This window comes from Shewanella rhizosphaerae (genome assembly GCF_019457655.1).
Taxonomy (GTDB): domain Bacteria; phylum Pseudomonadota; class Gammaproteobacteria; order Enterobacterales; family Shewanellaceae; genus Shewanella; species Shewanella loihica.
Genome location: NZ_CP080420.1, coordinates 1,161,310 through 1,175,750, shown reverse-complemented (window position 1 = coordinate 1,175,750; position 14,441 = coordinate 1,161,310). Strand labels below are relative to the sequence as shown.

10 protein-coding genes are annotated in these 14,441 nt (G+C 55.1%); 9 read left to right on the top strand and 1 reads right to left on the bottom strand.

Annotated elements, in window-relative coordinates:
- Positions 1 to 386 precede the first annotated feature (386 nt).
- The 8 genes from gltB (at position 387) to K0I63_RS05190 (ending at position 11,469) form a co-directional block, all read left to right on the top strand.
- On the top strand, positions 387 to 4,835 hold the full coding sequence (gltB, locus tag K0I63_RS05225) for a glutamate synthase large subunit (protein WP_220082771.1): 4,449 nt from the start codon (positions 387 to 389) through the stop codon (positions 4,833 to 4,835).
- Positions 4,836 to 4,840: 5 nt separating this feature from the next.
- Positions 4,841 to 6,250, top strand: coding sequence for an FAD-dependent oxidoreductase (locus K0I63_RS05220; protein ID WP_011864835.1), 1,410 nt, complete (start codon positions 4,841 to 4,843; stop codon positions 6,248 to 6,250).
- Between the two features lie 588 nt (positions 6,251 to 6,838).
- Positions 6,839 to 7,759: a DUF2971 domain-containing protein gene (locus K0I63_RS05215; protein WP_220082770.1), complete on the top strand. Its 921-nt coding sequence runs from the start codon at positions 6,839 to 6,841 to the stop codon at positions 7,757 to 7,759.
- A gap of 393 nt (positions 7,760 to 8,152) precedes the next feature.
- On the top strand, positions 8,153 to 8,845 hold the full coding sequence (mtnN, locus tag K0I63_RS05210) for a 5'-methylthioadenosine/S-adenosylhomocysteine nucleosidase (RefSeq protein WP_220044528.1): 693 nt from the start codon (positions 8,153 to 8,155) through the stop codon (positions 8,843 to 8,845).
- 37 nt (positions 8,846 to 8,882) lie between these two features.
- Positions 8,883 to 9,866 carry a cobalamin biosynthesis protein CobD/CbiB gene (locus K0I63_RS05205; RefSeq protein WP_220082769.1) on the top strand — a complete coding sequence of 328 codons (984 nt, stop codon included), beginning with the start codon at positions 8,883 to 8,885 and terminating at the stop codon, positions 9,864 to 9,866.
- A 115-nt stretch (positions 9,867 to 9,981) separates the two neighbouring features.
- The gene (locus K0I63_RS05200; protein WP_220082768.1) at positions 9,982 to 10,371 is read left to right on the top strand and encodes a DUF2721 domain-containing protein; all 390 of its coding nucleotides are present in this window, start codon (positions 9,982 to 9,984) and stop codon (positions 10,369 to 10,371) included.
- Positions 10,368 to 10,988 (top strand): trimeric intracellular cation channel family protein, encoded by a 621-nt coding sequence (locus K0I63_RS05195; RefSeq protein ID WP_011864828.1) that lies wholly within the window; start codon positions 10,368 to 10,370, stop codon positions 10,986 to 10,988. The genes K0I63_RS05200 and K0I63_RS05195 overlap by 4 nt, the downstream gene beginning before the upstream one ends.
- 1 nt (position 10,989) lies before the next feature.
- Positions 10,990 to 11,469, top strand: coding sequence for a nuclear transport factor 2 family protein (locus K0I63_RS05190; RefSeq protein ID WP_011864827.1), 480 nt, complete (start codon positions 10,990 to 10,992; stop codon positions 11,467 to 11,469).
- A gap of 146 nt (positions 11,470 to 11,615) precedes the next feature.
- Here the strand turns inward: K0I63_RS05190 and tyrS are convergent, their stop codons facing one another.
- Positions 11,616 to 12,812, bottom strand: coding sequence for a tyrosine--tRNA ligase (gene tyrS, locus K0I63_RS05185; protein ID WP_220082767.1), 1,197 nt, complete (start codon positions 12,810 to 12,812; stop codon positions 11,616 to 11,618).
- A gap of 126 nt (positions 12,813 to 12,938) precedes the next feature.
- Between tyrS and K0I63_RS05180 the strand changes: the two genes are divergently transcribed.
- Positions 12,939 to 14,417, top strand: coding sequence for a peptidoglycan DD-metalloendopeptidase family protein (locus tag K0I63_RS05180; RefSeq protein WP_220082766.1), 1,479 nt, complete (start codon positions 12,939 to 12,941; stop codon positions 14,415 to 14,417).
- The last annotated feature ends 24 nt before the right edge of the window (positions 14,418 to 14,441 follow it).

The following is a 14,441-nucleotide window of genomic DNA, read 5'->3' as shown; positions in this document are numbered from 1 at the left end:
CTCACAAAGCCGGTGCAAACTTAGGGGCGCAGCACAGTATTGGCTAATACATTGGTCTAAGATTTGTTAAATAATTCACTGTATATGCAATAAAAATCACTTTTTTAGATTAAAAGACAATAATCCTTTTTGTTACATTTTAGTAAAAAAGATTCGAAGCTACACCCAAAATTCTTTTTATTCATAATGTTATACAGCAACTTTTACAGTTGACGTTAACGTAAGGTTAAAATATAAACCGTATTAAACGCCCCACCCTAGTCATACTTTATGCACAAATTTGAATTGACCTTTTACTAGGCAAAAGTTAATTTGGATGGTTCGGGTGCACATCAATCGCTTGAATTTCCCCGACGTAGTATTGGTTAGTATTAGGGAGTTTTTATATGAGCTTGTATCACCCCAGTTTTGAACGAGATAACTGTGGTTTTGGCTTAATCGCCCAGATGGATGGCGAAGCCAGCCATAGAATTGTACGTACAGCCATTCATGGCCTGGATCGCATGAAACACCGTGGTGGTATTGCCGCCGACGGTCGTACCGGCGATGGTTGTGGCCTACTTATGCAACTCCCCATTAAATTCTTCGAAGCCGTGGCCAGCGAGAACGACTGGCACCTGAGCCGTAAGTTTGCCGTGGGCATGCTGTTCCTAAGCCAAGATGAGGAAAAGGCCAACTACACCAAACGCACCCTGGAACGTGAGCTGGAGAAAGAGACACTGAGTGTGGCCGGTTGGCGTGAAGTCCCGGTCAACCCTGAGGTATTAGGCCCCATAGGCCAGGCCAGCCAGCCCAAGATCTGGCAGGTGCTGATCAACTCACCCATAGGTTGGCGTGAGAAAGATCTCGAGCGTCGCCTCTATATGGCCCGTCGCCGCCTTGAGCAGCAGATAACTGACTGCGAAGACTTCTATGTTGCCAGCCTCTCTGGTCAGGTGATCGTCTACAAGGGGCTGATGATGCCCGCCGATCTGCCGGCCTTCTATCCGGATCTGGCCGACATACGTCTGCAAAGCGCCATCTGCCTGTTCCATCAGCGCTTCTCAACCAATACCTCGCCCAAGTGGCCGCTGGCACAGCCGTTCCGCTATCTTGCCCACAACGGCGAGATCAACACCATCACGGGTAACCGTCAGTGGGCCCGCGCCCGCGCCTACAAGTTTAATGCCCCACTGCTGCCGGATCTGCAGCAGGCGGCGCCCTTCGTCAACGAGAGCGGCTCCGACTCCTCCTCATTAGATAACATGCTGGAGATGCTGCTTGCCGGCGGCATGGACCTCTACCGCGCCATGCGCTTACTTATTCCGCCCGCGTGGCAGAGTAACCCAGAGATGGACGATGAGCTGAAGGCCTTCTACGACTTCAACTCCATGCATATGGAGCCCTGGGACGGTCCAGCCGGTATCGTCATGACCAACGGCCGCCACGTGGCCTGTGCGGTAGACCGTAACGGCCTGCGCCCATCACGCTATGTGATCACCAAAGACCGTATCCTGACCCTGGCCTCCGAGATCGGCATCTGGGACTATGCCCCGGACGAAGTGGTCGAGAAGGGCCGTGTCGGCCCGGGTGAACTGTTGGTGCTCGACACCCTCAACGGTCAGCTCTACTCCTCGTTTGAGATCGATAACGACCTTAAGCGCCGCCACCCCTACAAGGAGTGGATGGCCAAGAACAGTCAGACCCTGATCCCCGCCGAGCAGATGCCGAGCGAGGCCCAAGGCGTATGCGAGTTCTCCGCCGACACCCTGTTGCAATACCAGAAGCAGTTCGGCTACTCCCGCGAGGAACTGGAGCAAGTGATCTGGGTACTGGCCGAGAAAGGCGAAGAAGCCACGGGCTCCATGGGCGACGATACGCCTATGGCCGTGCTGTCAAAGAAGTCCCGTACCCTATACGACTACTTCCGCCAGAAATTCGCCCAGGTGACCAACCCGCCAATCGATCCGCTGCGTGAAAAGCATGTGATGTCTTTGGCCACCTGTGTCGGCCGTGAGCAGAACCTGTTTAACGAGACCACGGGCCACGCCTACCGCGTGATGTTCAGCTCGCCTATCTTGCTCTACAGCGACTTCAACCAGCTGCTGGCACTGGATTCGACCTACTACCGCGCCAACACTGTCGATCTTAACTATGACCTCAGTGAAGGCTTAGAGGCAGCCATTCGCCGTGTCTGCGACGAGGCCGAGCGCCTGGCACGTACCGGCACCACACTGCTGATCCTCTCCGACAGGGCGACCGACAAGAGTAAGCAGGTGATCCCCGCCGCCATGGCCGTGGGCGCCGTGCAGCGCGTACTGGTCGACAAGAGCCTGAGATGCGACACCAACATCATAGTCGAGACCGCCTCGGCCAGAGATCCGCACCACTTCGCCGTACTGCTGGGCTTTGGCGCCACCGCCATCTACCCTTACCTGGCCTACGAGAGTATCTCGGCGCTGGCCAGCCGTCATGGCGTGCGCGAGACCCAACAGCTGATGCTCAATTTCCGTCAGGGCATCGACAAGGGACTGCGTAAGATCATGTCCAAGATGGGGATCAGTACCGTGGCCTCCTACCGCTGTAGCCAGCAGTTCGAAGCTATCGGCCTGTCATCTGAGGTGGTTGAGCTCTGCTTCAAGGGTGTGGTCAGCCGCATCGAAGGCGCGAACTTTGCCCTGCTGGAGAAAGATCAACAAACGTTGCAGAAACTTGCCTTCCAGGCTCATCAGCCCCTGCCTCAGGGCGGCCTGCTGAAATATGTAGAAGGCGGTGAATACCACTGCTTCAACCCGGATGTGGTCAACACACTGCAGCAGAGCCTGCGTGACCAAGACTATGACGTCTACAAGCGCTTCACCGAGTTGGTGGACGACAGACCCGTGGCGACCCTGAGGGATCTCTTCACCGTCAAGGGTGACAAACAGGCTGTCGAGCTCGACAAGGTCGAAGCCGCAGCCACTCTCTATCCAAGATTCGACAGCGCCGCCATGAGTATCGGCGCCCTCAGCCCAGAGGCCCACGAGGCACTGGCCGTGGCCATGAACCGCCTCGGCGGTCGCTCTAACTCGGGCGAAGGCGGGGAAGATCCGCGCCGCTTCAACTCTGAGCGTAATTCGGCCATCAAGCAGATCGCCTCGGGCCGTTTCGGCGTCACGGCGCACTATCTGGTGAACGCCGAGGTGCTGCAGATCAAGGTCGCCCAGGGCGCCAAGCCAGGCGAAGGCGGTCAGCTGCCCGGTGACAAGGTGAGTGTAGAGATCGCCGCGCTGCGTAACGCGCGCCCAGGCGTCACCCTGATCTCGCCGCCGCCGCACCATGATATCTACTCCATCGAAGACTTGGCTCAGCTGATCTTCGACCTCAAGCAGATAAATCCCAAGGCGATGATCTCGGTCAAGCTGGTATCCGAGCCAGGCGTTGGCACCATCGCCACAGGCGTGGCCAAGGCCTATGCCGACATGATCACCATCTCAGGTTACGACGGCGGCACGGGCGCCAGCCCTATCACCTCGGTGAAATATGCCGGTAGCCCGTGGGAACTGGGTTTGGCCGAAGTGCATCAGTCGCTGGTCGCCAACGGCCTGCGCCACAAGATCCGCCTGCAGGTGGACGGTGGCCTCAAGACGGGTACAGACGTGATCAAGGCGGCCCTGCTGGGCGCCGAGAGCTTCGGCTTCGGTACCGTGCCTATGATCGCCCTGGGTTGTAAGTACCTGCGTATCTGCCATCTGAACAACTGCGCCACCGGCGTGGCGACCCAGAACAAGCAGCTGAGGGACAATCACTACCACGGCCTGCCCGAGCGTGTGATGACCTACTTCGAGTTTATGGCCCGTGAGATCCGCGAGTGGATGGCCGCCCTCGGCGTCACCGAGTTCGAACAGCTCGTAGGGCGCAGCGACTGGCTCGAGGCGCTTGAAGGCGCCACAGACAAGCAGCAACAGCTGGATCTGTCCGCCATCCTCTACAAGCCAGAGGTGCCAGAGGGCTGCGCCCTCACCTGGCGTGAGACCAACCCAACCGACGACAAGGGCGAGCTTAACCAGAAAATTTTGAGCCACAGCCAAACGGCCGTCGATCAGGGCGAGCCACTGACCGCACGCTTTGAGATCAACAACACCGACCGCTCGGTAGGCGCGGCGCTGTCTGGCTACATTGCCACCAAAGTCGGTCGTCAGGGAGCCAAGGCGCCGATACAGCTTAACTTCAGCGGCAGCGCGGGCCAGAGCTTCGGCGTTTGGAACGCCCCTGGCCTATCACTGGATCTGTGCGGCGATGCCAACGACTATGTGGGTAAAGGCATGTCGGGCGGCAAGATCACCCTCTATCCACCTGTGGGCAGCATGTTCCAGAGCGAAAAAAGCGTCATCCTTGGCAACACCTGCCTCTACGGCGCCAGCGGCGGTAAGCTGTTTGCGGCCGGTCAGGCGGGCGAACGTTTCGCAGTGCGTAACTCTGGCGCCATCGCCGTGGTCGAAGGCCTGGGCGATAACGGCTGTGAGTACATGACTGGCGGCATCGTGGTAGTGCTGGGTAAGACGGGTGTTAACTTCGGCGCCGGCATGACGGGCGGCTTCGCCTATGTATTCGACCGCTTCGGCCACTTCAACCGTCGTCTCAACACCGAGATGGTGGATATGCAGAAGGTGACGGCACCGATTCAGCAACAGCACCTCAAGGGACTGATCGAAGAGCACGTGGCCGAGACCGGCAGCGAGCACGCCAAGATGTTGTTAAACGATTTTGAAAACTGGATCGATTGTTTCGTCCTGGTCAAGCCTAAGAATGTGGCGCTCGATGATCTCCTGCGTCTGGAACAAACTGAACCTGCATTAGCAGTGGTAGCGGGGTAATGGCCATGAGTAACGATTTTCAATTTATCGAAGTAGGCCGTAAGGATCCGACCAAGCATGACGCCAAGCATCGCGCCACGCAGTTTATCGAGATCTATCAGCCCTTTGCACAGCCTCAGGTCAACGAGCAGGCAGACCGCTGCCTCGACTGTGGTAACCCATATTGTGAGTGGAAGTGTCCGCTGCACAACTATATCCCCAACTGGCTGAAGCTGGCCAAACAGGGACGCATACTCGAGGCGGCCGAGCTGGTGCATGAGACCAACACACTGCCAGAGATCTGTGGCCGCGTCTGTCCCCAGGACAGGCTATGTGAAGGCGCCTGCACCCTCAACGACGACTTTGGCGCCGTCACCATAGGCAACGTGGAGAAATACATTACCGACACCGCCATCGCCCAGGGCTGGCGCCCAGACATGAGCAAGGTGGTCAAGCGTCAGGAACGCGTCGCCATCATAGGCGCGGGCCCAGCCGGCCTTGGCTGCGCCGACATCCTCGCCCGCAACGGCGTCAAGGCGGTGGTGTTCGACAAGCATCCTCAGATAGGCGGCCTGCTCACCTACGGCATTCCCGCCTTCAAGCTGGATAAGTCTGTCATGGAGATCCGCCGCACCGTCATGGAAGGGATGGGCATAGAGTTTAAGCTGGGCATCACCGTGGGCCAAGATATCGGCTTCGACACCCTACTGGCCGACTATGACGCCGTCTTCCTCGGCATGGGTACCTACACCCCGATGAAGGCCGGACTGGAAAACGAAGATGCCAAGGGCGTCTACCAGGCCCTGCCCTACCTGATTGGTAACACCCACAACGTCATGGGCACCACAGACGAAGAGACGCCTTACCTGAGCCTGGCCGGTCAGAAGGTAGTAGTACTCGGTGGCGGCGATACCGCCATGGACTGTGTGCGCACCGCCGTCAGACAGGGCGCCAGCGAGGTAACCTGTGTCTACCGCCGCGACGAAGAGAACATGCCGGGCTCACGCCGCGAGGTGCAAAACGCCCGCGAGGAAGGAGTCAACTTCCTGTTTAACCGTCAGCCGACGGCCATCAAGACCAGCGACGGCGCGGTTAGCGGCATCGAATGTGTCGAGACCGCCTTGGGTGCACCGGACGACTCGGGTCGTCGTCGCCCTGAGCCGATTGAGGGCAGCGAGCAGCTGATCGAGGCCGATGCCATCATCATCGCCTTCGGCTTCCAGCCGAGCCCCGCCAAGTGGTTTGGCGACTATGGCATAGAGTTAGACCAATGGGGCCGCGTGGTGGCACCTAAGGTGGCCGATAACCCCTTCCAGACCAGTAACCCTAAGGTGTTCGCCGGTGGCGACATGGTGCGCGGCTCAGACCTTGTGGTCACCGCCATCGCCGAGGGCCGCGATGCCGCGCTCGGGATATTAAACAGCTTCGAGGCTTAAACCTGGAACGGCTCAGTCTCTGAGCCGCACTATTTGGCTTGTGATTGGCGCTTTAACTTTGAGTGAGAGTTAAAGCGCTTTTTTTTTGCCTGGGGAAAACCAGGCTGGTTTTTTGGTTTTGGATTTTGTAGCGTCTGGCTGTATTGGGGTTTAAAGGGGGTTTGAAAGTCACACCTTCATGGCTACCTATCGCCTGCCCGGCGGGGGTTGTGCAAACACTTTTTTGGCACGCCGCGAGCACATCCCTGTGGGCTCTGTGCCAGCATCCATGCTGGCGAAGGCCAAAAACGTGTTCACACTGGGAAATTATCTCTCTTCGATTTAGCGTTACTCAATCCCAAGATATGTAAGATTTCGTAAATCGTTCAAACTTCCATAAAATCATGTTGATGTAGGAGAAATAAATTATTAAATAATTTATTATGGTGGCTAAATTATTTTAATCATCAGATTCCGACGCGATAGAGTCCATCACCGACAAGGTAAAAAAATGAATTGAATCCATTCCACACAAGATTCACTTTAATACAAAACAAGTTCATTCAACATACATAACACTTAGTCTAAGCCAAATGAGTATAATCAAGTATGAAAAAGATATACAAATATATGCCTTATAGAGAAGATTTCTTCCTGAAGTTTAGGCTTAGAGCTAGTCAACGAGGTGTACTAAATGATCCATTTGAATTAAGTCCAGCTCAAGACCTTGTCGATAAAGTTCTACGCGACGGACTAAGTAAAGATTTTTTTGAGCAAGCAGAACAGTTTTCTACGGACGGTAACTTCAATGAAGTAGGTGTCATTTCATTCACGGAAAATTACAACAACTTACTTATGTGGTCGCACTATGCAAATGAGCACAAAGGAATAGTCATTGAATTTGATTACGAAAAACTAAACTACTACTTTAACTACAAACTGTCATCATCAAATACAATAGAACGAGTATTATATAATCGAGAGCGATTCTCTCCCCTACAAAATGAAATTTGCGTTAAAGACCTACTTCTGACTAAAAGTGACGACTGGATTTATGAGAAAGAGCATAGAATTTTACCTAAATTAATGGTTGCTGACTATGTTCAAGTTGATAAACTTTTATTCGAACAGCTTCATGACTTTTATGACAACATATACATAAAACTGTTCGATATTGTAGAAAGAAACAAACAATCAATTACTTTTAAAGTTAACCCAGAAGAGTATGAAAGATTCAACAACCAAGACAGGGATGGGAATTCCACTGATGACTATGAAGAGATGAAGTATAGCGCTAGCGAAACAATACTAAACGAAATATTCAGTTCGTTAGCAGTATTACCATCTTCAGTTTTTCTGTTTCAACTTCCTCCTGATTGCATATCTGCTGTATTTGTCGGTTGCAGAGCTTCTGACCAAGATATCAAGAAGATCAGCAAGCTTATTCGAGGTAAACAAATTCCTATCTATAAGGCAGAATTAAGTAAAACCCACTTCACGCTAAGCTTTGAAGAATTGCCCTATGAATAGAGCCTCAATAGCCAACTCAACAGTATCGTCAAATCGAAGAGATAGATAGCCGGGTGTAAACACGCTTTTGGCCTTCGAAATCATGGATGATTTCGCAGAGCATCCAGGGATGGACTCGCTGCGTGCCAAAAGCGTGTTTGCACATAAAGCCTGCCGCAGGCAATAGGTCAACCATGAGGTCATGGTTATCGCTACCCTTTCAAACACCAAATCAGTTCAACACGCAATTAGCGAAATCGAATTGCTGCAAGCAATTGAAAATAACGCCTGATGTCTCGGCGTGAGTCCCCCTATCTCGCCACCGAACCACTTTATTGCTATATTAGCGGCCATTATCTAAGACAGGCTGCGCCTTGGCGCGGCCAGATCCACCTAGACCATAAAGGGTATTCAATGAAAATTGGTATTATCGGCGCCATGGAGCCAGAAGTCGCTCATCTTATAGCGTCTATGACAGACACTCAGACCCAAACCATCGCCGGCATAGAGTTCGTCGCCGGACAGCTTGAGGGCAAAGAGGTGATCGTCACCCGCTCTGGCATCGGCAAAGTCACCGCCAGTGTCGCCACCACACTACTGATTGAGAAATATGCCCCAGATTATGTGATCAACACAGGCTCGGCTGGCGGTTTCGTCGACAGCCTGGCCATCGGCGATATCGTTATCTCCTCTGAGGTGCGTCACCACGACGTGGACGTGACCGCCTTTGGCTATGAGATTGGCCAGATGGCGCAGCAACCTGCGGCCTTTATGCCAGACAGAACACTGGTCGAGGCGGCCAAGAAGGCGGTAGCGGATCTGGGCGAGGTGAAGGCTATCGAAGGGCTTATCTGCACCGGCGACAGCTTTATCTGCGACCCTGAGCGCACTAAGGTGATGCTAAGTAACTTCCCGACCATGGCGGCCTGTGAGATGGAGGGCGCGGCGATTGCCCAGGTGTGTCACCAGTTCAAGGTGCCTTTCGTGGTGATCCGCTCGCTGTCTGACAACGCCAACAACGACTCGCCGGTAGATTTTGACAGCTACCTGGTGAAGGCGGGGCATCATTCGGCGCTGATGGTGATCTCGCTGCTGAAACACCTGTAACTGTCAGACTCAGGGACGGCACACAGACCACGACGCGATGCACGATCTCATCCAACAGCTACTGCTCGACAGCCCCTTCTATCAAGGGGCTGCTATCTTGTTGGTGGCCATCTTCATGGCGCTACTGGCACCGCTACCCAGGGAATACCAGGCCTTCTACTGGTTTTCTCAGCTGGCGCGCAGCCTGTCGGCCAAGGTGGCGAGAGCTGATCGCTCCGCAAATCAGCAGCGAGTGGCGGGCAGCCTCTCTGTGCTGCTCCTGGTGCTGCCCTTCTGGCTGATCCTGAGCTTCCTTTTGGAGCTGGCGGCCTTCCCCTGGTTCTTCGAGTGTCTGTTTCTCTATCTCTGCCTGTGCGACGAGCAGTTTCACAAGGTGGCGGAGGAGACGGGTCAGGCGCTTGCACGTCAAGACAAGCAGCGCGCCCGTCGCCTGCTGAGCCAGTGGGTCTATCGCGATACCCGCGAGCTTTCCGAGGTGGGCATGAGCAAGACGGTGATCGAGAAGTTGATGACCACCTCCATCTACGGCACGGTCGCCACCATACTCTTCTTCGCTGTCGGCGGCGCCCCGCTGGTGCTGGGCGCAAGGATGATAAAGCAGCTGGAATACACCTGGCCGGCGCTCAACCCGCAATATCGCGAGTTTGGTCGCCCCGTCTATCTGCTCAGTTCCCTGCTCTACTGGCTGCCGACCCAGGCCTGGAACTTCACCCTGGCGATCCAGGGCGGCCCCGGCGCCCTAGTGCAACTGTTGAGGCCCGCCAAGAGCCCGCTGCCGATAAACAATCATCTGGCCACCTGCGCCCTAGCGGCCAGGGTGCTCAACACAGAGCTTGGCGGCCCACAGAAGTTTGCCGGTCAGAGGGTCGATATCGCACGAATCGGCACTGGCCCCAAGCCCACGCCCCACACCATCACGGCGGCGCTCAGGCTGCTGCGTCTGAGCAAGGGACTCTGGGTGCTCTCCGTGCTGCTTATCCCCTGTCTGTGGGCCACGCTGCGGCTGCTGGCGCACGCTTAATCGCCACTCTGTTCTACGTCGCCTCTCCCCCGGCGTCTTTTGACTAGACAAGCCAAAAACCCTTGGTATTATTCCCCTCTAGCGGCAACATATTGACACAATAGGCATAACGACTTTGTTTGAGAATCTTCACATTTCCCTGACCACACCGGCGTTGCTGTTTCCGGCGATCTCACTGTTACTCCTGGCCTATACCAACCGCTTCTTTTCGCTGGCGGCGCTGATCCGCAGCCTGAGCGCCGAGGGCAAACCTGTGCACTCTGGCCAGCTGAAAAACCTGCGCCGCCGCATCGTCATCATTCGCCGCATGCAAGAAGCAGGCGTCTCCAGCTTTGCCCTGTGCGTCCTGTGTATGATCTTCATCTATGTGGGCTTTAACAAAACCGGCTCTATCATCTTCGGCTCCAGCCTGCTGCTCCTGCTCTACTCCCTGTTGCTCTCAGTGCTGGAGATCCGCATCTCGGTCGATGCCCTTAACTACCACCTGCAAGAGCTAGATCAATGAAGGAGTGGATCTACTTTTTCGACCTCTGCGGTACCGCCGTATTCGCCCTCTCCGGCGCCTTAGCCGCCGGGCGTCATCGCATGGATCCCTTTGGGGTGATAGTGCTTGCCTCGGTCACCGCCATTGGCGGCGGCAGCATACGTGACGCCTTGCTGGGCACCACGCCGGTATTTTGGATCCGCGACCCCAACTACATCATAGTGATCCTGGCAACCGTGTTGCTGGCCCTGCTGTTTATTCGCAAGCCCAAGAAGGTGCCCCAGTACACTCTGCCGGTGGCCGATGCCTTCGGATTAGCCTTGTTTACCGTGATCGGGGCGGAAAAGGCGCTCAATCTTGGCCTCAGTGGCATGATTGCCGTGGTGATGGGCTTGATAACTGGCGTCGGAGGCGGCATTATTCGAGACATACTCTGTCGCCAGATCCCCATGATATTGCGCACCGAAATCTATGCGACCGCCTCCATCTTCGGCGGAATAAGCTATACCTGTGCCATCACCTGGGGTTTGGCCGATAAGGTGGCCCTGGCCATCGCCATGATAAGTGCGCTCGTCATTCGCTTGGCGGCCATCAAGTGGCACCTGAGACTACCGGCGTTTGAATTAAAGAAAACATAAGATGATCAAGCAGTTTTTAGTTAGCATTCTAATGATATTGCCCCTGGCTGCCCAGGCGGCTCCCGGTGATATGCCCGCCGAGCAGCAGATGGCGATCAAGTATATTCAAGCGCTGACGGATCATGACTACCGCACCCTGGCCTCCTTCTACAACCGCGACAGCGTGTTTAAGGATCGCACCGCCAGCAAGACCTACACGGGAAGACGCGATATCATAGAGTTTTTCGAGCGTGCCCATCGCGGCGTGCTGGAATACGATTTCAACATAGAGCACATGTACAACTCGGGCTCACTGGTGGTGATGATAGGCAACTACCACTATCGCGGCCCCGGCAGCCTGTTTGGCAAGCCGGGCAAGGTGATCGAACTGGCGATTCCCGGGGTGACCACGGTCAAGCTGGATCTGGCCAACCACAGGGTGAAGGAGCATGAAGATCTGATGGACTATCAGACCATGCAGGATCAGCTCGCCACTCAGTAAGCGGGTCTAGCCTTGCGCTAGCCACTTTCAAGCTCTCCAAGTTTCAAGCTTTCCACCTCGCCAGCAGCATAACTCTTTAACTTTTCGCCAAACATAAAAAAGGCCTGCATTAAGCAGGCCTCTTGAAATGATTCGACGTTAAATCTTTAAACCAGGGTGATCTTGGCAAACTTGCGCTTACCTACCTGGAACACGCCCATCATGCCGGCGTTAAGCACTAGACGGCTGTCTTCAATCTTGTCGCCATCCAGCTTAGCCGCGCCCTGCTTGATCATACGCATCGCCTCAGAGGTCGAGCTGACCAGGCCTGCATCTTTAAGTACGTTGGCGATACCGATACCGTCACCGGCGGCAATCTCGATCTCCTGAATATCATCTGGGATCGCGCCCTTCTGGAAGCGGTTGATAAACTCCTGATGCGCCGCCTCGGCTGCCGCCTCGTCGTGGAAACGGGCGATGATCTCTTTCGCCAGGGCGATCTTCACATCTCTTGGGTTGGTGCCGTTGTCGACGTCGCTCTTAAGCTGGGCAATCTCTTCCAGTGGACGGAAAGAGAGCAGCTCAAAGTAGCGCCACATCAGGTCATCAGAGATAGACATGATCTTGCCAAACATCTCACCGGCAGGCTCGCTGACGCCGATATAGTTGTTGGCCGACTTAGACATCTTCTTCACGCCGTCCAGACCTTCCAGCAGTGGCATCATGATCACCGCCTGTGGCTTCTGACCCGCGGCCTTTTGTAGCTCACGGCCCATCAGCAGGTTGAACTTCTGATCCGTACCGCCAAGCTCGACGTCGGCTTCCAGCGCGACAGAGTCATAGCCCTGTAGCAGTGGGTACATAAATTCGTGGATGGCGATCGACTGACCCGAGGCATAACGCTTCTTAAAGTCGTCACGTTCCATCATGCGCGCAACTGTCTGCTGTGATGCCAAGCGGATCATGCCCGCCGCACCCAGCTCCTCTAGCCAGCTCGAGTTGAACTCGATGCGGGTCTTGGCCGGATCCAGGATCTTGTACACCTGTTCCTTATAGGTTTCGGCGTTCGCCAGCACCTGCTCGCGGGTCAGCGGCGGACGCGTGCTGTTCTTACCACTCGGGTCACCCACCATGCCGGTGAAGTCGCCGATCAGGAAGATCACCTCGTGTCCCAGCTCCTGGAAGGCACGCATCTTATTGAGGATCACAGTATGGCCAAGATGAATATCCGGCGCGGTTGGGTCGGCCCCCAACTTGATGCGCAGAGGACGTCCCTCTTTTAATTTTTCCAGCAGATCCGATTCGAGCAAGATCTCGTCGGTACCACGTTTAATTTCTGCTAATGCTTGGTCTAAATTAGCCATCTTGGCAGCTACTCCTAAGAGCCGATAGGTAAATAATGGGGACTAATGTTACTTGTTAGCCAGCACAAATGAAAGAGTGTACACTAACAGGATCGGCTTAAGTGTTAGAAATTGGTATCGGAGTCAATGGGAAAGATCATCACACTCTTAAAACTATTACCCAGATTGCATCAAATCATATTGAGTGTCTTAGTGATGATCACCATAGGCGTGATATTTATCCCCTCCGACGATGCCGAGGCCTCCCGTTCAACCAATACCTCGCTAACGGGCAAGATTCGCCTTGGCGAACAAGCAGCTAGCGGCGCATCAGGCGAAAACGCTACTAACGACACCAAGACAAACGGCTACGCCTATCCCGTGCCCCTCGCCTTTCGTACGCCCGAGCCCCCCAGCGCCGATGAGATCGCCCGCAATACCCAGGAGAGCGGCAGCCTAGACCTTAATGGCAGCCTAGACCTAAATGAGAGCGCTCTGACCCAGGTTACCGATAACCCAGTCGTCGCCGAGCCAGAAGAGGAAAAGGAGAGCAGCGAGGAGTTTACCGTGCGCAGCGGCGACACTCTGGCCGCCCTATTTAAGCGCGCCGGACTCACGGCCCGCGACGTGTATGAGATCACTCAGCTCCCCAAGGCCAAGAAGAACCTGTTAAAGATCCTGCCCGGCGAAGAGATCAGTATCGTCAAGGACGATGCCGGCCAGCTCAAGCGAGTGGTCTACCACTTGGACCCCATCTCAACCCTAAAGATCTGCAAGGATGACAAGGGCTACAGCGAAGAGATCATCAAGAAGACGGTGGAAAGCCGCACCAAGTTTGCCAGCGCCACCATCAGCAGCAACTTCTGGAACGCCGGTGTCGGTGCGGGCTTAACCCCAAACCAGATCATGCAGCTGGCCACCATCTTCGGCTGGGATATCGACTTTGCCCTGGATCTACGCCAGGGCGACAACTTCGCCATCCTGTTCGAAGAGGAGTACGCCGACGGCGAGTTCCTGCGTAACGGCAATATCCTGGCCGCCGAGTTCTACAACCAGGGCGATCGTTACACGGCGGTGCGCTACAAGGACGGCAACTACTATTCCGACGAGGGGCGCAGCATGCGCAAGGCTTTCCTGCGCTCGCCGGTGGACTTCAAGTATGTCAGCTCCAGCTTCAACCCGCGCCGCCTGCACCCGGTCACGGGTCAGGTCAAGGCCCACCGCGGCGTAGACTATGTGGCCGCCGTCGGCACCCCCATCAAGGCCGCGGGTAAGGGACGGGTGATCAAGTCCGGCTACAACCAATACAATGGTAACTATGTCTTCATCAAGCATAATGAGACCTATACCACCAAGTATCTCCACCTCAAGAAACGTAAGGTCAAGCAGGGCCAGACGGTGAAACAGGGGCAGATCATCGGCACTCTGGGCTCGACCGGCCGCGTCACAGGCGCCCACCTGCACTACGAATTTATCGTTAACGGCGTGCACCGTAATCCGCGTACGGTCAAGCTGCCGCAATCTCTGCCCATAGACAGCAAGGAAAAATCCAGCTTCCTCGCCCTGAGTAAGCAATTGATGGCTAAACTTGAACAGAACAAGCAAGTGCAATTGGCCTCCCAGTGAGTCTCTCTTTTGGGTCAACAGACC

What these genes read in the sequence shown, in the direction of transcription:
- gltB (WP_220082771.1), top strand. Translation starts at nt 387, where the DNA reads ATGAGCTTGTATCACCCCAGTTTTGAACGAGATAACTGTGGTTTTGGC.
- K0I63_RS05220 (WP_011864835.1), top strand. Translation starts at nt 4,841, where the DNA reads ATGAGTAACGATTTTCAATTTATCGAAGTAGGCCGTAAGGATCCGACC.
- K0I63_RS05215 (WP_220082770.1), top strand. Translation starts at nt 6,839, where the DNA reads ATGAAAAAGATATACAAATATATGCCTTATAGAGAAGATTTCTTCCTG.
- mtnN (WP_220044528.1), top strand. Translation starts at nt 8,153, where the DNA reads ATGAAAATTGGTATTATCGGCGCCATGGAGCCAGAAGTCGCTCATCTT.
- K0I63_RS05205 (WP_220082769.1), top strand. Translation starts at nt 8,883, where the DNA reads ATGCACGATCTCATCCAACAGCTACTGCTCGACAGCCCCTTCTATCAA.
- K0I63_RS05195 (WP_011864828.1), top strand. Translation starts at nt 10,368, where the DNA reads ATGAAGGAGTGGATCTACTTTTTCGACCTCTGCGGTACCGCCGTATTC.
- K0I63_RS05190 (WP_011864827.1), top strand. Translation starts at nt 10,990, where the DNA reads ATGATCAAGCAGTTTTTAGTTAGCATTCTAATGATATTGCCCCTGGCT.
- tyrS (WP_220082767.1), bottom strand. Translation starts at nt 12,812, where the DNA reads ATGGCTAATTTAGACCAAGCATTAGCAGAAATTAAACGTGGTACCGAC.
- K0I63_RS05180 (WP_220082766.1), top strand. Translation starts at nt 12,939, where the DNA reads ATGGGAAAGATCATCACACTCTTAAAACTATTACCCAGATTGCATCAA.